General features: G+C 59.8%; 13 protein-coding genes. 5 read left to right on the top strand and 8 right to left on the bottom strand.

Features of this window, described 5'->3' with window-relative positions:
- Positions 1–25: 25 nt before the first annotated feature.
- Complete coding sequence (locus DES49_RS04830) at positions 26–529, bottom strand: FxsA family protein (protein ID WP_133735255.1); 504 nt, start codon at positions 527–529, stop codon at positions 26–28.
- Positions 530–634: 105 nt separating this feature from the next.
- On the opposite strand from DES49_RS04830, the gene DES49_RS04835 reads away from it, so the two are divergent.
- Both DES49_RS04835 and DES49_RS04840 read left to right on the top strand, forming a co-directional pair.
- Positions 635–2011 carry an AmpG family muropeptide MFS transporter gene (locus tag DES49_RS04835; RefSeq protein WP_133735256.1) on the top strand — a complete coding sequence of 459 codons (1377 nt, stop codon included), beginning with the start codon at positions 635–637 and terminating at the stop codon, positions 2009–2011.
- A gap of 119 nt (positions 2012–2130) precedes the next feature.
- Positions 2131–3099: a GGDEF domain-containing response regulator gene (locus DES49_RS04840; protein ID WP_133735257.1), complete on the top strand. Its 969-nt coding sequence runs from the start codon at positions 2131–2133 to the stop codon at positions 3097–3099.
- Positions 3100–3539: 440 nt separating this feature from the next.
- On the opposite strand, the gene DES49_RS04845 is transcribed toward DES49_RS04840, so the two are convergent.
- From DES49_RS04845 to DES49_RS04870, 6 genes are all read right to left on the bottom strand, one after another.
- Complete coding sequence (locus tag DES49_RS04845; RefSeq protein ID WP_133735258.1) at positions 3540–5099, bottom strand: FGGY-family carbohydrate kinase; 1560 nt, start codon at positions 5097–5099, stop codon at positions 3540–3542.
- Positions 5096–6676, bottom strand: a complete 1581-nt coding sequence (locus DES49_RS04850) for a glycerol-3-phosphate dehydrogenase/oxidase (RefSeq protein WP_133735259.1) — start codon at positions 6674–6676, stop codon at positions 5096–5098. Before DES49_RS04850 ends, DES49_RS04845 begins: the two co-directional genes overlap by 4 nt.
- Positions 6666–8291, bottom strand: a complete 1626-nt coding sequence (locus tag DES49_RS04855) for an FAD-binding oxidoreductase (protein WP_133735260.1) — start codon at positions 8289–8291, stop codon at positions 6666–6668. Before DES49_RS04855 ends, DES49_RS04850 begins: the two co-directional genes overlap by 11 nt.
- An 82-nt stretch (positions 8292–8373) precedes the next feature.
- Positions 8374–8649, bottom strand: coding sequence for a helix-turn-helix domain-containing protein (locus DES49_RS04860; protein WP_133735261.1), 276 nt, complete (start codon positions 8647–8649; stop codon positions 8374–8376).
- Positions 8650–8662: 13 nt separating this feature from the next.
- Complete coding sequence (locus DES49_RS04865; protein ID WP_133735262.1) at positions 8663–9997, bottom strand: type II toxin-antitoxin system HipA family toxin; 1335 nt, start codon at positions 9995–9997, stop codon at positions 8663–8665.
- A gap of 105 nt (positions 9998–10102) precedes the next feature.
- The gene (locus DES49_RS04870; RefSeq protein WP_133735263.1) at positions 10103–11233 is read right to left on the bottom strand and encodes a CaiB/BaiF CoA transferase family protein; all 1131 of its coding nucleotides are present in this window, start codon (positions 11231–11233) and stop codon (positions 10103–10105) included.
- Positions 11234–11348: 115 nt separating this feature from the next.
- On the opposite strand from DES49_RS04870, the gene DES49_RS04875 reads away from it, so the two are divergent.
- Positions 11349–12353: an AraC family transcriptional regulator gene (locus DES49_RS04875; protein ID WP_133735264.1), complete on the top strand. Its 1005-nt coding sequence runs from the start codon at positions 11349–11351 to the stop codon at positions 12351–12353.
- Here the strand turns inward: DES49_RS04875 and DES49_RS04880 are convergent.
- On the bottom strand, positions 12301–13389 hold the full coding sequence (locus DES49_RS04880) for a GGDEF domain-containing protein (protein WP_133735265.1): 1089 nt from the start codon (positions 13387–13389) through the stop codon (positions 12301–12303). The two genes, DES49_RS04875 and DES49_RS04880, sit on opposite strands and share 53 nt — an antisense overlap.
- 496 nt (positions 13390–13885) lie before the next feature.
- Between DES49_RS04880 and DES49_RS04885 the strand changes: the two genes are divergently transcribed.
- Together DES49_RS04885 and DES49_RS04890 are read left to right on the top strand one after the other, a co-directional pair.
- Positions 13886–15232, top strand: a complete 1347-nt coding sequence (locus DES49_RS04885) for an outer membrane protein transport protein (RefSeq protein WP_133735266.1) — start codon at positions 13886–13888, stop codon at positions 15230–15232.
- Positions 15233–15246: 14 nt separating this feature from the next.
- Positions 15247–18594 (top strand): Ig-like domain-containing domain, encoded by a 3348-nt coding sequence (locus tag DES49_RS04890; protein ID WP_133735267.1) that lies wholly within the window; start codon positions 15247–15249, stop codon positions 18592–18594.
- The last annotated feature ends 114 nt before the right edge of the window (positions 18595–18708 follow it).

Genomic DNA, 18708 nt, shown 5'->3' on the forward strand with positions numbered 1-18708 from the left:
TTTCAATACCCCGACGCAAAAAAATTTACGGTCGATTCAGGCGGTCCGGGTCCTGTGGGTCGTCATGGCGGGGCTCACCAGCGCGCTCATATTCACCTTCGATGATGATGTTTCCGTAACGGTCACGACGGGGGCCCTGGGTATAGGACCCTCCGCCGCCCATGGACATTTGCCCCGTGACCACCATACGATTCACCACATAGTGCGTGAGCCACTTGCGAGTGAAGGGGATCAGGCAGGCGAAACCCACGGCGTCGGTAATAAACCCCGGGGTGAGCAACAGCGCCCCACCCACGGCGAGCAGGATGCCCTCCGCCATTTCCTGGGCCGGCAATTCACCACTGGCCATGCGCTGGTTGGCGCGCAGCAGTGTTGCCGCCCCCTGCTGGCGCAGCATGGCCGCGCCAATAACGGCCGTCAGCAGGACCAGACCAACCGTGGGGAGCGAACCGATAATGCCTCCGACCTCAATAAGGACGACCATCTCGAGAATGGGGATGATAATGAAGGCAATCAGGAAAACAGGCATGAAATCTCCGGAGTCGGGCGCGTTGGGTCGGATGTATCTGGTCAGTCTACCAGATGGATATCGGGATGAAGCGGCAACAATTCAATCCCCGGAGAACAGCGCATCATGAATGAATTTTCCGAATCAACGGCTTACCCGGGCTGGCGAGTCTATCTGAACCCCAGGGTCCTGGGCATGCTGTTCCTGGGCTTCTCCGCAGGCCTGCCCCTCCTGCTGGTGGGGGGCACGTTCACGGCCTGGCTGCGGGACCTGAACGTTGAGCTTGCGGCCATTGGCTTCCTGAGCTGGGTCGGCATGGCGCACTCGATCAAGGTCCTGTGGGCGCCCTTTGTGGACAGGCTGCCACTGCCGGTCCTGTCGGCCATTTTCGGACGGCGGCGCGCCTGGATGCTGGCGGCCCAGGTTGCCGTTGCCGTCAGCCTGCTGGGCATGGGCCTGACGGATCCCAGGGAACAGTTATGGCTCGTGGCGGTCTGGGCGGTTATCGCAGCCTTTGGCTCAGCAACCCAGGATGTCGCCATTGATGCCTATCGCGTTGAAGCGGCGCCCTCGACCTACCAGGCGGCCATGGCGGCCACCTATGTAACCGGCTACCGGGTCGCGATCCTGGTCGCGGGGGCCGGTGCGCTGCATATTGCCGCCGTGGGCAGCTGGGCCCTTTCCTACTCGCTGATGGGCGCCTTTATGGTAGTCGGCATGATCACCACGCTCATCAGCCGTGAACCGGTACCCAACCCCGACCGGGTAGCCCCGGAGTCCGAAGCGCGTGTTATCAGCTATCTTGCGGACACCGCTCATACGGGCTTTCAACGCCGCCTCACGGCATGGTTCATTGGTGCGGTGGTCTGCCCCTTCACCGACTTCTTCCAGCGCTATGGCAAGGCCGCCATCATCATCCTGTTCTTCGTCTCCACCTTCCGGATCAGCGATATCTTCATGGGCGTCATGGCGAACCCCTTCTACCTCGATCTCGGTTTCAGCAAGGAGGAGATCGCCAATATTGCGGCAGCTTTCGGCCTTGCCATGACGCTTTTCGGTGCTGCTCTCGGCGGTCTCCTGGTCGCCCGATTCGGCATTGCCGCCATGCTGATTTTCACAGCCTTCATGGCCCCGGCCACCAATCTGACCTTTGCCTGGCTGGCCAACCTGGGTCCGGAGACCTATGGTCTGGTTGCCGCCATCATTGCGGATAACGTAACGGGGGGGCTCTCCATCTCGGTGTTCATCGCCTACCTTTCAAGCCTGACCAACACTGCCTACACGGCAACACAGTATGCGCTCTTCAGTTCGCTGATGACGCTTCCCGGCCAGTTTGCCGGCGGTTTTACCGGTGTTGTGGCCGAACGCACGGGCTGGGTGGGTTTTTTCCTGATTACCGCCATGCTCGGCCTTCCCGCCATCATCCTGGCCGTGATGCTGCTTCGCTTTGCCCATCCGGACACGCCCAAGCCGACAGGTTCGAGTGATACAGCTCACAATTAATTCAACCCTCTGAAAACTTTTGCAAATTGCCGCAGGCGAGCTGACCTGAAATGTCTATACTGTTAGCGGACTGGTTGCCCGTGCCGGGCCTCAATGTGTTCACAACAGACGGACCCCCAATGAATCCAGAGCTTCCCATTCTTGTTGTTGATGATGCCCGCTTCAGCAGTGCTGTTGTCAGTCGTACGCTCAAGCAGGCCGGTTATCGCGATGTGCGGGTGGTCAATGCCGCGCCGGAAGCGCTGAAGAGCCTGGAGGAGCGCCCGGTCAGCGTGCTGATTGCCGACTGGCTGATGCCGGAGATGGACGGGCTCGAGCTGACGGACTCAGTACGTCAGCAGGACGAGCAGAACAACCACTACACCTATGTGATCCTGCTGACCGCCAAGGAGAGTGTGGAAGCGCTGGCCAGCGCCTTTGACCGGAGCGTGGATGACTTCATCTACAAGTCGGACATGACCAAGCAGCTCCTGCCCCGCGTCTTTGCCGCTGATCGGCTGGCGAACCGTCACAATACACTGCTCGATGCGAACGAACTTCTCATGGAGGAGAATCGCCAGCTGGCGGCGCACAGTTTCGTGGACCCCGAGACGGGCCTAGGGAATCACCACTATGCGCGAAAGCGGCTGCAGCAGGCGCTTGATTACACCGAGTCCCGTGGCGGCGCAGCTGGTTTCCTTCTGATGGGCATCCACAACTGGGAACGCCATCGTTCAGAAAATCCCGATGCGGTTGTTTCCGAGCTGCTGTCAGGGATTGCCCGCCGGCTGACGGGGCTGATTCGGCCCCTGGATGCGCTCTGCCGGGTCGGCGACGATCAGTTTGCCATCATCGCGCATTTTCTGGATGAGCAGAGTTGCCGGCCAGCGGCTTTCCGGCGGCTGCACGAGGGCATCAATCACAAGGCGTTCAAGACCAGCAGGGGTTTCGTTTCTCTGGAAGCGGCCACGACGCTCTGCATTGCGACGGAGCGGGAGCCGTTGCCGACGGTGGAGGCGATGGAGGAAGCGGTTGTTGATGGCCTGAAATCGGCCTATGAGACCCGTACCCTGACCCGTTCCCGCCTGAATACGGCATCCGCTGGTTAAGGCGCACCCGAAAAATCTGTGACCCCGTTCACATTCCGTAACGCTGCGCTATACTCCTGTTACGGGTGCTCACTGGTCGCCAACAGACTTGGGGGCGGCGTGGCGGTACCTTGTAATTGTGGATTTGAGCAGTATCCCCCGGGGCGAAAGAGGTAGTAGTACTTTCGCCGCAATCCGGGTCACTCTCTTCCATTGGGATTATGAATTTTCAGGCTTTTCATTCTTCCCTTACGACTTTTAAGGCGGGCTTATTGCTCGCCTTTTTTTATGGGTTTTTGGGTGTATTCGGGACCGGGAAGAGGTGGCAGGGCTGGGGGTGGCTTTTCGGGAATCGCTATGAATACATCCATGTACGCTGCCCTCCGCCATCCATGGCTCCGGAGCTTCCCGAAAAGCCACCCCCAGCCCTGCCACCTCTTCCCTAGTCTTTCCCTGTCTGTCTATTCCGGATAACCCGTAATATCACGGATTCGGTGGTAGAGCGGTGAAAGCCGTTTGTACATCCGCTGGTACACCTCCGAATACAGGCGCTCGTAGAGATGCTGCCGTTCCGGCTCCGGTTCAAAGCGGTCCCCCACCCGCGTCATCGCCCCCACTGCCGTTTCGTAATCCGGGTGCAGGCCGAGGCCTACCGCTGCGTTGATGGCCGCGCCCAGGCCGGAGGTTTCGTAGGTGTGGGGGCGTTCGGCGGGGAGGCCGAAGATGTCGGCGGTGAGTTGCATGGCTAAGTCGCTCTGGGAGCCGCCGCCGGCGACGCGCAGGCGGGTGATGCGTTGGCCGTTGCGTTTCTGGAGGCGTTCCATGCCTTCGCGCAGGGCGTAGGCGAGGCCTTCGAGGATGGCCCTGTAGATGTGGGCACGGGTGTGGACGTCGCCGAAGCCGATGATGGCGCCCTTGGCTTCCGGGCCGGGCTGTCGGACGCCGGGGGACCAGTAGGGTTGGAGCATGAGGCCCATGGAGCCCGGGGGGACGTCGCTGATGAGTTCGTCGAAGAGCTGTTCGGGGGTGATTCCCCTTTCCTCGGCAATGGCCTGTTCCCGCTGGCCGAACTGGCGCTTGAACCAGCTGACCATCCAGAAGCCCCGGTAGATCATCACTTCGCTGGAGTAATGGCCTGGCAGTGCCGAGGGGTATGGGGGCAGGAAGCGGGTCGGTTCGACGTAGCGGGCGTTGGTGGTGTTGATGGTGGCGGTGGTGCCATAGCTCATGCAGCCGATATCCGGGGAGAGGCCGCCGGAGCCGAGGATTTCGCAGGCCTTGTCGGAGGCGGAGGCGAGAACGGGGATCTCTTCGGCGAGCCCCAGGTGGGCGGCGGCTTCGGGGGTCAGGTGGCCCATGGTGGCACCGGGTTGGACGAGTTCCGGGAGCATGTCGCGTTTGACGGCCATGAGCTGCCACTTCAGGTCCCCTTCTCTGCACCAGTCGTGACGTTTGTAATCGAAAGGGAGATAGCCGACCTGGCTGCCAATGGAGTCCACGAAACGGCCGGTCAGGCGCCAGTTCAGGTAGCCGGAGAGCAGCAGGTAGTGCCGCGTGCGGGCCCAGATGTCCGGCTGGTGGGCGGCAACCCAGTTGGCCTGGGTCTGTTCGCCCAGGCGGCGGATGGTTTCGGTCAGGCCCAGTAGGCGGAATGTCAGCTGCCAGAAAGGGCCCACAGTCACGGGGCCCGGCGAGCGGCGTTGGTCCAGCCAGATAATCGCCGGGCGCAGCACATCGCCGTTGGCGTCCAGATTCACGACAGTGCCGCGTTGGGCAGTGACGGTGACGCCCTTCACCTGTTCGGGGCGCGCGTCTGTGTTGGCCCACAGGGCCCGGCAGGCGTGGCCGATGCTCTGCCAGTAATAGTCCGGGTCCTGTTCCGCCCAGCCCGGTTCCGGGGACACGTAGGGTTCGATTTCCTCCCGCCCCTTGGCAACCAAATCGCCCCGGGTGTTGAACAGCAGCGCCCGGGTACTCTGGGTGCCGTTATCAATGGCGAGGATCAGGGGGGCGTCACTCATCGCGGCAACCAATAGTACTGGTGCCAGATGCGCTGGTAGCGCTCGACTTCGGCCTGCCACTCTTCGTTGCTCCAGCCCAGTACCGGCTGGCAGTGCGTGCGGATGGACTCCAGCCAGGCCCGGCCGCCTTCGGGGAGCAGCAGTCCCAGACGGGTGCGGCGCAGCAGCAGGTCATCCAGATGGTGCACCTGCTCATGACGGCAGGACCAGACCAGTTCCGCCATCAGGGTATCCGTATGTCCGATGGGAGTCAGTTGACCCTCGCCCAGCACTTCCTCCACACGAGACCCATAATGGCCACAGAGGCGGTGCCATTGGCGGGCGGTAATGCCGGCCGGGCGGCCAATGTCCGGTGCCGGAGCGAAGACATTTCTGGCATCACCCTCCTGGTTTTCGCGCTTCGGCATATCGCCCCGGACCCGGTCCAGCACCTCCCGGGCGATGAGGCGGAAGGTGGTGAGCTTGCCGCCCGCCACGCTGATCACGCCCTGATCGTCCCAGATCACATGTTCGCGTTTTTCCTTGGATGGGTCCTTGCTCTTACCCGCGCTGGCATCCGAAACCACTGGCCGCACGCCGGACCAGGTGCTGATCAGGTCCTCCTCACTCGCGCCCGAGCTCGGGAAGGCGTAGTGCACCGCCTCCAGCAGGTAGTCCATTTCCTGTTGGTTGAGCACGGCTTCCTTCTGCAGGTCACCGTCGTGATCCAGGTCTGTGGTGCCAACCACGGTTACCCCTTCCCAGGGGTAGATGAAGACGGGGCGTTTATCCCTCGGATGAATCAGCGAGAGGCTGACCGCCACCGGCAGTCGCCAGAACGGGAACACCAGATGGCTGCCCCGCAATGGGCGGATCCGCTGGTCGCCGCCCAGCTGGCTGCGTAGCCGGTCGGTCCAGGCGCCGGTGGCATGCACCACACGACAGGCATGGACACGGGTCTCCCCGCCGTCACCGCCGGTATCCCGAAGCGTGACTGTGGCGTGGCCGCCATGACCGGGGGTGACGCTTTCCGCCTGGGTGTAATTCAGGGTCCGGCCGCCCGCCGCCCTGGCTTCCTGCAGGATGCGCAGTACCAGCCGGGCATCATCGGTGACCGCATCGGAGAAGCGGGTGCCACCGACCAGCTTTTCCCGCCTCAGCCCCGGCAGCCAGCGCAGGACGGATTCGCCCGGAAAATAACGCCGCGTCCGACGCCGGGCCATGAAATCGTAGATGCGAAGCAGCAGGCCGAAGAGCCGGGGTCCGGGGAACTGGCGCCGGTAGTGGGGCATGATGTAGTAGAGGTTGTCCACCAGGCCGGGGGCCTCGCGCATCATCCGCTCCCGCTCGCTCACCGCATCACGGGTGAGGCGGAAGTCGCCACTGGCCAGGTAGCGTAGCCCGCCGTGGACCATCTTGGAGGAACGACTGGAGGTGCCCCAGGCAAAATCCTGCTGCTCCACCAACAGAGCATTGTAGCCTTCGCGAGCCGCCTCCCTGAGGACGCCGGCCCCGGTAATGCCGCCGCCGATGATCACCAGGTCCCAGACCTGGTTCTCCGCCAGCAGCCGCTCCCGCTCGGAATCTTCATGAGTCATTGCTGACCTCCGAGGCCGTTTGGTCGTCCAGAAGCACCCCGGGTGCCAGGCGCTGATCCGGGTCCAGGGTCCGGCTGAGCGAACGCAGCACCATCATGGTGACCGGGCCCTTCTCGATGGGCAGATAGGGCGCATGATCCCGGCCGACGCCGTGCTGGTGGCTGATGGTACCCCGGTTCCGGACAATCACCTCCGAGGCGGCGTGCTTGAGGCGCGCCCAGCGGGCCTGGGTCTCGCTGTAGGAATCCGCGCAGCGGAAGACGTACGTGGTGTAGATGCTGCAGCCCTGGCTGTAGACGTGGGACAGGTGGGTGAAGACATGCACCGGCTCCCCGTCGGCCTCCAGCCCCTGTCGCAGTGTCTGCTCGATACGCGCCATGAGCGTGTCCACGTTGTCCCAGTCCGTGGCGGTTTCCAGGGTATCCACCACATAGCCACCCTGCCAGAGTGCCTCCCGCAGATAGGGCATGGTGAAGCGCTTGGCTTCCCACTTCCTGCCTAGGTAAGTGCCGGCATAGACTCCGTCGTAGTCACGGGCGATCTGTTTGAGCTCTCCGAGTCCAGTGCGGCACTGCAGGGGCGTTCCCGTCAGCCCCACGGTCATCATGCACTTGCCCTCCCCGGCCCCGCGCCATTTCAGGAATTTTTCCAGGCCACCAATCATGCGCGGGTGCCCGGCAAGGGCCAGCTGGGTTTCCGTTTCAACCACGTTGCTCAACCGCAGCATGGACAGAAAGGTGCGATTCTGCACCAGGCGACGGGCGCAGGAGCGGGCCTGCTCCCAGTTCGGGAAAAAGAGGACGTGGAAGGATTCCCGGTCCGGCACGGGCATTACCCGTACCTTCACCTCGGTAATGATCCCGAACCGGCCTTCCGAGCCCAGCACGATCTCACGTGGGTCCGGACCCGCCGCGGAGGCGGGAAAGGTCGGGATGTCCCAGGTGCCATCAAAGGTTTGAATGCGGCCACCGGCAAACAACTGCTCGATGCGGCCATACCGCAGCGACTGCTGGCCACTGGAGCGGCTGGCCACCCAGCCCCCGATGGTGGACAACTCAAAGGACTGGGGGAAGTGGCCCAGCGTGTAGCCCTGGGCCAGCAGCTGGGACTCCACGAGCGGCCCCGGCGTGCCCGCGCCGAAGGTGGCGATCTGGCTTTCCGGGTCCAGGTCCACCATGCGGTTCATCCGTGCCAGCGAAAGGGTCAACACCGGTTTGCCACTGTCCGCCGGGTTGATGTGACCCGCGACGCTGGTGCCGCCCCCGTAGGGAATCACCACCAGGTCCTGCTTCCGAGCCCACTGCAGCAGTTCGGCCACCTGCTCGCTGGTTTCCGGCAGGGCTACCGCATCCGGGAATACCCCGAATTCGCCACTGCGCATGGCCAGCCAGTCCGGCAGGCTCTGGCCCCGGGCATGGCGAATGCGGGTCTCGGAATCTGTGTACACATGGTCGTGGGCCGGGATTCGGGATTTCGGGACCTGTTTGCAGACCGCTTCCAGTGTGGCTTCAGGCAGGGGTTCGGCCGTACCGAGGCGTTCCCTCAGGAAATCGATGCCGTTGTCGGGTAGTTCCAGGTGGAAACTGTCATCGCCCCAGCCATTCCAGCGTCGCATGCGGTGTACTCCATGTCAGGCGTTTCTTATTAAGATGCCCTCGATACACCACTAAGAGTGTTTTTGTCCAGTTTCGGTCACATCATTTCAACCGAATATTGAGATACCCCCCAAAGACCCGCAGCACCCGGTTGATGTTGGCCACGGTTACGTTACCGCTGTCGCGCTCAATGCTCGACAGGGTACCAACCGAGATGCCGGCAATCTCGGCCATCCGTTTCTGAGGTATCCCCATCCAGTCGCGGCGGATGGTTTTGATCGCCTGCCCAATGGTGACGTCACCATTCGCCAGCGCCTGCTCAAGGTGTTCGCGCTGGGCTGAACGTTCTGTCGGCTTGATGGGTCTGAGTGTCGGCATGACTTTCAGGTCCTCACAACTCAGCGATGATCTGCTGGATCAGGTTGAAGCGCATCGCCTGATGATCCAGCATTGCTTCGGGCGCGCCCTGGGTCTCGAGGCGAGCACGGAGATCTTCCACCCTTTCCAGAATGCCCTTGAGTCGTCGGCAAGCAACCGACGGCGCGAGAGCAGCCTCCTCGAGTATTTTTGCGTATTCGCCACGCTGGCCATGCTGCCATTCTCCCCGCCAGGCGCTGCTTCGGCTGATACCTTCCGGGTCCATGACCATCGGCGCAAGATCAAACGCCGGCGCCAGCTGGCGGTGGCCGGCGTCCGTGAGGATTGCAGTATTCCGGCCGTGGTTGTCGCGATTGGCAATGGTCTCGTTGATGATGTCGTTAACGAGGTAGTCCACCAGAATATCGTCGTCATGAAAGCGACGCATCAGCATTTGGACCACCTCGTTATGGGATAGAGCCGCCCCGTCACCATGCATGCCCATAAGGCAGTAAATCGACTGCATTCCTAGACGTTCGACACCGTCCGACGCGTTCACACGCCGATCGAATCTCGGGAGCCACAACGCAGGGCCGTTGTTGCCTTCAATCAGGTAGGTGTCATCTATCGATCGTACGGGGGTTGGCTCCAGCGCTCTGTAGACTGCGGCCTCAGCGCGCAACACATCCTGATCGATTCTGGTCCGGCGACCGCGTGCAAACTTGATAATCCAGTGCCGAACGACTCGCCGCTCATCGCAGGTACCCTCGATGTAGTAGAGCCCATCGTCAGCTTCCGAGACCATCACCTTCGGGGCATCACCGCCCACGCCCGTGGTGCCACCGATCGCGATATTCAGCTCTCGTGCCTGCTCAATCAGAGGATCTGCGCGGTTGCTGATTTCCTGGGTCGTATACCCACGGATTGGCGTCTGCTCAAGCCGATAGGAAAAGCGTTCGAACGCCTCCCGGATTCGAAGATTTCCGACAGGCGCAATACAGCCGTTTTCAAGAAGTTCGATATCCGCTGATTGTTCCGCCGTCATGTCGTAACCGAGGGCACGCAATAGAACACGGCGGCCTGCACCCTGTGGAATGATGTCTCGAAGCGCGCAGGTTACCGTATGGCCGCGATAATCGCCGGATATAGTTGCAGGAAGATCCATGGAGAACGCACGCTCATCGGAGAACGAAAGGGCTTCACCATCACCTGATTCGCGGTGGTCGTAGGCCGCAAGCACATAGCCAGCATTGTAAGCAAAACCGACTTCCTTACTGAGCAGCCCCTGGCCTGGCTCCGGGAAGGAGAGCACACCGGCATCGTGCCATACACCTCCCCAGAAGGCCTGTAGAGTGAGTTCTTTCTCCATCGTGTCAGCTCAAATTTTCAATATATTGGTTACAAGTATCTGACACGAGAAGCAGATTTTCAATATATTGATTACAAGAAAGCTGAACAAACTCCGAACGCATCGCTACCCACGATTCAGGTAGCGCTCGTTATCCGCCCCCGGCGACTTGCCGATAAAGGCGCTCTCACAGGGTGTGGCACTGAACTTCAACGGATGGCCAATCTGCTTCTGGGTGCGGCCATCGCCACGATCCACCTCAATGACCATGTGGCGACCCTGGATCTGGGGATGCTGGGTAGCCTCACGCAGGGTCAGGACGGGTTCAACGCAGGCATCCTGTTCATCAAAGATGGCCTGCCATTCCGCGAGTGTTCTCTCCCCAATCGCCTCCCTTAGAGCCTTCTTAAGCTGGCGCTGGTCCTCGGGTTTGGGGTTCAGCCCCTTGGCGGCGAGTTCGGGCCGGCCGATCACAGTGAACAGCTGCTTGGCGAACGGCGGTTCCAGACTGCCCACCGAAAGCCAGCGGCCGTCGGCGGTCTGGTAGTAATCGTAGAAGGCGCCGCCGTTGAGCATGCCGGTTTCCGGGGCGGGCTCTTCGCCAGCGGCCAGGCAGGCGGCGCCGGCCATGGCGTTCATGGCGAAGGCGGCGTCGGTCATGCTGATGTCCACGTGCTGGCCCTCGCCGGTCTGGCGCTGGTGGGTCACCGCCGCGAGGATGCCCATTACGGCATGATGGGAACCGCCGGCCACGTCCGCCACCTGGATGCCCAGCGGCGGCGGTCCCGTATCCGCGCGACCGCTGTAGCTGGCAACTCCAGAGAGCGCCAGGTAGTTGATGTCGTGGCCGGCCCGGTCCTTATAGGGCCCGGTCTGACCGTAACCGGTGATGCTGCAGTAGACCAGGCCGGGATTGATGGCGCTGAGGCTTTCATAGCCGAGCCCGAAGCGCGCCATCACGCCGGGTCGGAACTGTTCCACCACCACGTCGTAATCGGCCACCAGGGACCTGATGGTCTCGACCGCCTCGGGTTCCTTGAGGTTGAGCGTGATACTCTGCTTGCCCCGGTTCAGGTAGGCATGAGCCGTGGCCACGCCCTCGTCATGGGGCGGGGTCAGCCGGGTCAGGTCCATGCGGTCCGGGGATTCCACCCGCAGCACCTCCGCGCCCATATCCGCCAGCATCATGGTGGCGTAGGGCCCCGGGAGCAGGGTGGAAAAATCAAGCACTTTCAGTGATGTCAGTGGTCCGGGCATCAACACTTTCCCCTTTTGGCTGGTTGCCACTACCATACCCCAGTGATTGGGGGTGTCCACCGGCACCAGTGCTCAGATCCATTGGCGGATTCGCTCAGCGGACAGACGGAACTTCATGACTAGACTCACGGTCTCAGCTCACTTCGTTACGGCGGCGCTTGCCGGTGCAGCCCGGGATGGCTTCGATACGGACGCGATGCTGCTTGACGCGGGCATTGATCCGACGCTGATCCATGATGAGCAGGCCCGGGTGACGGACATCCAGTATACCCAGCTGATGCAGGTGATCTGGGACCGGATGCAGGACGAATTCATGGGGTTTGCCCCGGGGCGCAGTCGCCCTGGCACCTTTGCCACCCTCTGCCAACTGGTGATCCACTGTGACAATCTGGACTGCGTGCTGCGCCGCGCCAGCCACTTCTACGCACTGTTCGAGACTGGCGTGACCCTGCCACTGAGGGTCGAGGGCGATGAGGCCATCATCGAGCTCACTCACGAAGGACCGCTCCGGGACAGCCACCATTTCCTGCAGGAATCATTACTGGTGATCTGGCACCGGCTGAGTTCCTGGCTTATCGGACAGGGGATTCCCCTGAGCCGAGTCTTTTTCCGCTATCCGGAACCACCCCACGTCCAGGAATATCGGGGCCTCTTCCATTGCCCGCTGGCCTTCAAGCAACCGGCCACGGGACTGGCCTTCCCGGCGCGCTTCCTGGATCGCCCGGTGATCCGCGATGAGCTGGAAATGCGGGAATTCCTGAAAACCTCACCGGCGGACCTGTTGGCCCGCCCGGACGACCGCAACAGCTACACAGCCCGCATCCGGGCGCTGATCGGGCGCGACTTCACCCAACCCCTGCCGGATTTCGAGTGGATTGCGGATCAGCTGAACACCAGCCCCCAGACGCTGAGGCGACGCCTCAAGGCGGAGAATACGTCCTTCCAGGAGATCAAGGACAACCTGCGCCGGGATATTGCCATCTTTCACCTGATGCGCGACAACCTCTCGATCAACGAGATCGCCCACCGGGCGGGTTTTACGGAGACGTCCACCTTCCACAGGGCCTTCAAGAAGTGGACGGGGCTGACGCCTGGTGCCTATCGGGAAGGTCTGCGTTAGCGCGGCGTCGCTTCTGCTCATAAAGGTTCTGCTCAGCGTGGCGCAACAGGCTGCGGGAATCGTTCATGCCCGGCTGCTCATTGCCCGCCGCGCCCAGGCTGAACGCAACCGGGATACTGGCGTTTCCCCACTCAAGGTGTTGAACCTCGATATGCTCCTGAAGGCGTTCGCCGATGTAGGTGGCATCCGCGACCGTCTGATTGGGCAGCACCACGACGAACTCATCCCCCGCAAACCGGAAAACGCTGTCATCAGCGCGGAGCAGGTGCTGGAGGGAGTCAGCAAGCAAACAGAGATAGGCATCGCCGCATTCGTGACCGTAATGGTCATTCACCTGCTTGAATCCATCACAGTCGATGAACAGCAGCGACAGAGGCATGTGGTATCGCCGGGAGCGGCTGAGTTCCTTCCGGAGGACGGTTTCCATCTCACGGCGGTTGCGAAGCCCCGTCAGCGCGTCCCGGGTGGCAAGGCGCTTGAGCTGCTCACGGGCATGGACAGAATCCAGGCCTATGGAGGCCTTGACCGCCAACTGCTCCAGGAAGAACGCATCCATATCCGGTTGATAGCGCCCCGCCTTGCTGGTCCCCAGGATCAGACCACCCACCAGGCGGTCATCCATGACCAGCGGCAGTATCGCCATGGACTTGATGGTTTCACGCCAGGCGGACGGAATCAGCCGCCGGTAAGGCTGCGCGTCCTTAACCAGCACAGGCTTGTGACTTCCCTGCGTCAGGTGCAGGTAATCCCTGGTCTCGCCACGCAGAATCAAGCTGAGCGCCCCGTTCTCGCTCAGCAGCTCGAGCAGATTGTCATTGGCTTCAATATCCGTCAGAACCAGCCATACTTCTTCCAGATGGAAGCGCTCCCGCACGCGATCCACGAGGCAGTCCACAAAAGTGGCGCAGTCGCGGAGTCGCATGATCTCGGTTTCAATCTCAAACAGGGTGCGGGCAATCCGTTCGTTGTGACGGGCATGTTCGAGGAGCGCGTCCAATGAGATGTGGTCCGGGTACTGCTGAAAGGCTTCCGGCATGGTCCGTCTGATCCTTTTTTATTATTGACCCATCCGGTCACAGATCGTTTGGTAGAGACAATACCATGTCTCCACAGAACCGTCAGCGCTCCCACCATCCAACAGGATCACAGACCCGGCAATCCAGTTCAGCACCAAGGCTGCTATGCCGCTCCACCACCCCAAAATGTGACACGCGTCACATGTAAAGCACTGTATACAAAACCCAACCCGCCGGTAACAGACTCAATCTTTGATATATGTCAAAAAATAAGTAGCTGAATACCGGAAAAGATTCAGAGTGGTTTGGCGATTTTTAACAAAATCAGTCACCTCTTTTGCCATTACTGACATCGGGATGCTGTCAGCAGGGCCAAATTAATTATCGAAAGGCTTTGTACAATTGAAACTGTAACAATCTGTAATGAGTGAGAGACGTCACACACCAGCGCTCTGGTTTCTCCATACGCAGACCTCTTTCACTCGGCTCACTAACAAATCCTTTCAAGGAGCCAGAATGTCCAGCAGTTCAAATACCCGTTGTGGCAGCGCTCTCGCCAAAACCATCCTTGCAGCCAGTCTCGGGCTACCAGCGGCGGCATCCGCAAGCATGGGCAACCTTGGCACCAGTTACGGCCTCTTTCCGGAAGACCTGGCAACCGCCCAGGCTCTTTCCATGTTCAACTCCCAGGTCTCAGCAACCTATTACAACCCGGCTGCCCTGGTGAAGGACGAGCGGGGGGAGCTGACCCAGGCGATTCTGCACGCGGAACAGGAACTGAGAGCCGAGCGAGCTGACGCTGACAGCGACGTGATGTCCGATGACCCCAGCCAGAGCGTCCTGATTGGCATGAAGACCAATGTTGGCTCTCTGCTCCAGTCCGGCCATCCGATTCATCTTGGCTTCGTCGCCGGTGTTGAAAAATACGGCAAGGAAATGCTTGCTTTTGGCTCCGAGTCTTCAGAGACCGGGCAGTACATGCGCTACGGGCGTGAGCCGCTGTTCCTTTCCCTGGGAGCGGGTACCCGGATCTGGCGCGGCATAAGCGCAGGCGCTGCATCACGCATCACCCTGGATGCCGCAGCCTCCCTGAACGCCACCTCCACGCTCGGCGGAGAGACTGAGCAAGAAGAACTCACCGTGGAAGCGGAACCCAACATCCGCTCCATCGTTGGGCTGACCCTCAACTGGGAAGATACCTTCTGCCCGGACAACGGCTGCTTCCTCAGTGGCTTTGAGAGCGCGCTCAGCTTCCGGAACAGCTCCGCATCCTCCACCTCCGTGCAGTCGAACATCATCGTGAAGCAGACGATTCCTGACCCGGGTCTGAGCCTTGGGGTATCCACGATTGATTCCTATCAACCGGAGATCTATGCCTTCGGAACCCAGTATAAGGGGGACGGCTGGCGCGCCGGTTTCACCGTGGAGCAACGCAACTGGTCCGGCCTCGAAGACGAGCTTGAGTCCGACACCATCAAGGACCAGCAGGACGCCTCCGGCAGCACACCACTGACAGCGGAATTCCAGGATACCGTGGTTCCCCGGATTGGTGGTGAGATGGATCTTTTTGGCCACTTCAGCCTGCTGGGCGGCCTCGCCTACGAGGAATCACCGCTTGAGAGCACGCGCACCCCGAAGCTCAACTACATCGACAATGACCGGATCATTGCCGGGCTGGGCCTCAGTGGCACCTATAAGCGGACGCGTTTCTTCCGGTACCCCGTCAGGTTTGATATCGGTTACCAGTATCAGCAACTGCAGGAGCGTGACTTCACAATCGAAGATGGTAACGGCAACACACAGCCAGTCACTGCAGATGGCGATATCCACGTCGTCAGTGGCTCCATCACACTGAAGTTCTAAGCGGAGATCATGCCATGAAACAACAATATTCCCTGGCTCTGCTTCCATTGCTGATTCTTGCGGGCTGCAACGGCGAAGAGCAGTCCGTTGAAAGCACGAGCAGCGGCTATCTGAGCTACTCCTACCCCACCGATGGCCAGAGTGGTGTGAGCCCCGAAGCCGACGTGGTGATGCGGTTCTCCCATGCCATTACGGATGAGGAGGCCGACAGCAAGATCCAGCTCATGAAGGATGGCCAGGAAGTGGGCTATTCGCTGAAAAAAGTGGATGGCGACCGCAGCCTGGTATTGAGCCCGGACGACGGGCTGGAAGCCAAAGCTGAGTACACCGTAACCTTTGCCGACCCGCTTTCCGGCGCGGATGGCGTCTCCTTTGATACCCCCAACGCGGAAGGTGAGCCGGGCATCCAGTTCGCAACCCGGACGCTGTTTGACGGACCGAACAACCAGGTGGAGGCGAGTGATTCCTTTGAAGTCGCTTCCACCGTGCCACTGCCGGACAGCCAGAAGAACCAGCCCGGTGACTTTGGCACAATGAACTTCTCCACCTTCCGGCTGAAAACCACCCACCCTGTGCACCCGCAGTGGCAAGACCAGGGTGGCAGCGTTGAGCTGACGGACAGCAGCGGTGAGCCGGTTGATGCGAAGGTAATCATCCGGGGCAACAGCATTACGGTTGATCCCTGTGTCACGGAGACACTTGCCGGATGCGGCAGCAAAGAGGACGTGCTTGAGGCGGGCGAAACCTACACGCTGAGCCTTGATAACCTGCCAAGTAAGACCAATGGTGATCAGACGCTAAGCCAGGAGTTCAAGTACACGCCCCGCGACACCGCTCCGACCGTGGTTGCGGAACAGGTTAATGTGGATTCCGGGCTGGCAAGCGGCGAAAGCCAGGAGCAGGCCACCAGATCCGTCCTGAACGGCCAGATCATCAACGGGGTAACCCTGAACTCAGTGCTGCAGGGCGTGACTGACACCTCCCAGCAGACCGGCTCCCTGTTTGCAGAGCTTGGCTACGCGCCCTCGTTTGGTTCGGACGAACCGCTGCCGCTGCGCATTCCGCGTAACAGCGTACTGCGCAGTACCAGCATTGACGTGAAGGTTGGCGGCAAGGTGCCCATCCTCAAAGCTCTACCTGACGGTGAGTTTGGCGAGCAGGAAACGACCGGTGACATCAAGGTCACAATGATCTCGGATGCAACCGGCTATCTCAGCCCCAACCCCTATACGGACAATGATTCCGCCCCACGGCACGTCACCCTGTTCATGGACATCGCCATGAACACCGAAAGCGAACAACCCAACGCCGCCCTTTCCCAGGATCTGATGGGCGTGGAGCTGCGTGGTATTGCCCTGGTTCGTGATGGCGTGCTCACCATTGATGCGATTGGTGTGGTGGAGCCGGAACTACTGGGGCAGGAATACACGGATTCCACCATCGCCTTCAATCTTGAAGCGGACCTCTCTGAGGACGCACCTACGGATGCTGCAGAGCTGCGCCCGGAAGACAACGAGCCTCCGGAGTTGATCAGCTGGACTCCTGGCCCGGAAGATGCTGTACCCGATACAAGGCAGGATATGCAGCGGCCTGGCGATCCGGTGACCCTGAACTTCAACGAGCCTATTGATGGGGATTCGGTTGAGGAAGGGATCACGCTGTTTGCGGATGGCTCAGCAATTGAAGCTCTCAATACCAAGGTCGATGGCACGACAGTCACCATTAACCCGGAAGATGGTTTGAAGCACAATGTTGATTACAAGCTCAACATCAATAATCAATTGACAGACCTGGCCGGCAATGGAACCGGGATAGAACCGCTTATGTTCTCCCTGCCCTCAACACCCGAGTCAAACTCTGATCTGATTCCGGAACGTCCGCCTCTGGCCCTGACAACCTATCCGGGGTTTCCCTGTGAAACTGACCACTCGAATATGAACCTGACTGAAGGCGTTCTTGGGCAATGCTTCGATGATAGCGATGAAGCTTACGACACGAATACTGAGATTGTGAGGGATATGTTGCCGGTGAGCACCATGCCAGCGGATCGGCCTATCACAGTTGTTTTTTCGCAATCGATGAATCTGGAGTCAATTCGGCTCGGTGAAACGTTCATTGTGGAAAAAGTAGAAGCCAATGCTGATGGCAAACCGGTGACGGAAGTCGGTGAGGGCGAGCTCGTATCCGGTCGTCTGGAGAAGAACAACCAGCGTATTCGCTTCTATCCTGACGAATCCTGGGAGGAGGGAAGCTTCTATCGCTACACCATGGCGTCCAATGCGGACCCTAACCCGGACACCTGTACGGAAAATCCCCCAAAGGCGGTGTGCGGTGCCAACGATCTCGCTTTGAAAACAGATCTCCTTGAGGGACTCGATGATGGCGATGGCGCTAACGGTGAGGACCCTCTGGTGATCTATTTCGAGGGGGCCGAGCCCAAAGAGACGGTCTTTACGCCCCTGCGCAATCTGCCGATACGTGATACAAACTCGAACTTCCTGATAGATTGTAACCCCTCGGAAAACAGCGATGGGAATCGTGAATTTGATAACGACAACAACGACTGCCTAGAGCCTTTTGAAGCATCTCATCAAGGAAGTGATGAGGGCGGATGGGAACCTGCAGCGAATTCAACAAAACTCCGTATCAGAGGGAATGAAACAAAAGGCGGAAGTCCTGCGCGTGTTGGGTGCCCTACACGAGAAACCTGCCCCCGCGATAAATTTATTCATCAGACTTACGCCCTGAATACTGAGGTCAAAGGGCCAGGGACTTATGATCCTACTCCTGCTGATCCGAATAGTGGTGACGAAGTAGAAGGAATTCGAGTCCACCTTTATCCAACCGCGCTTGCGACATCCTCGATTAGTGTTTTTGTGGACGCTACAAGTTTAGGTATAGGTGAACAGGAGTCTGTAACCAATACCCAGGTTCTCAGAATGCGGTATGCGAAGGATGACCCGACCTGTAGTAGTGACTGTGAAAGAAGCTCGCTGATTCCCGGAGTCATAACGACAGGAGATGATGGTCAGCCGGTGTTCAGGACTCGGGTTGAACTGTTGCTTGATGCTCCGGACATGCTGATCCCCTTAAGTGGGAGTCATGACCTTTACGGGCGCCCATTTACTCTGGAGCTTAAAGGAGATATCACTTTCTTCGACGATGGGCGAATGCAAGTCGAGCAGTGGAATACAAATCTAGTTGGAGAGAATGATGAGCTATTGGTAACTGCTAACGCAGGTGGACTGGTTACCTTAGAGCTTCCACTTGAGATTCCAAAAGATGGTGCTTATCTCAACTTCATTTCCAATCCAGTGAAGGATTTACCTGGAGAGCTGAGACAGACAACATCCGAGCAGTAACCGATCAGGCCAGCCTCCGAGCTGGCCTTTTCATTGAACTCCCGCACAAAACCGCTTGACGAAACCCTCACCAATCCTTATTATTCGCACCACATCGCAGGCAGGGCACGAAGC

The organism is Halospina denitrificans (assembly GCF_004364635.1).
GTDB lineage: Bacteria > Pseudomonadota > Gammaproteobacteria > Pseudomonadales > Oleiphilaceae > Halospina > Halospina denitrificans.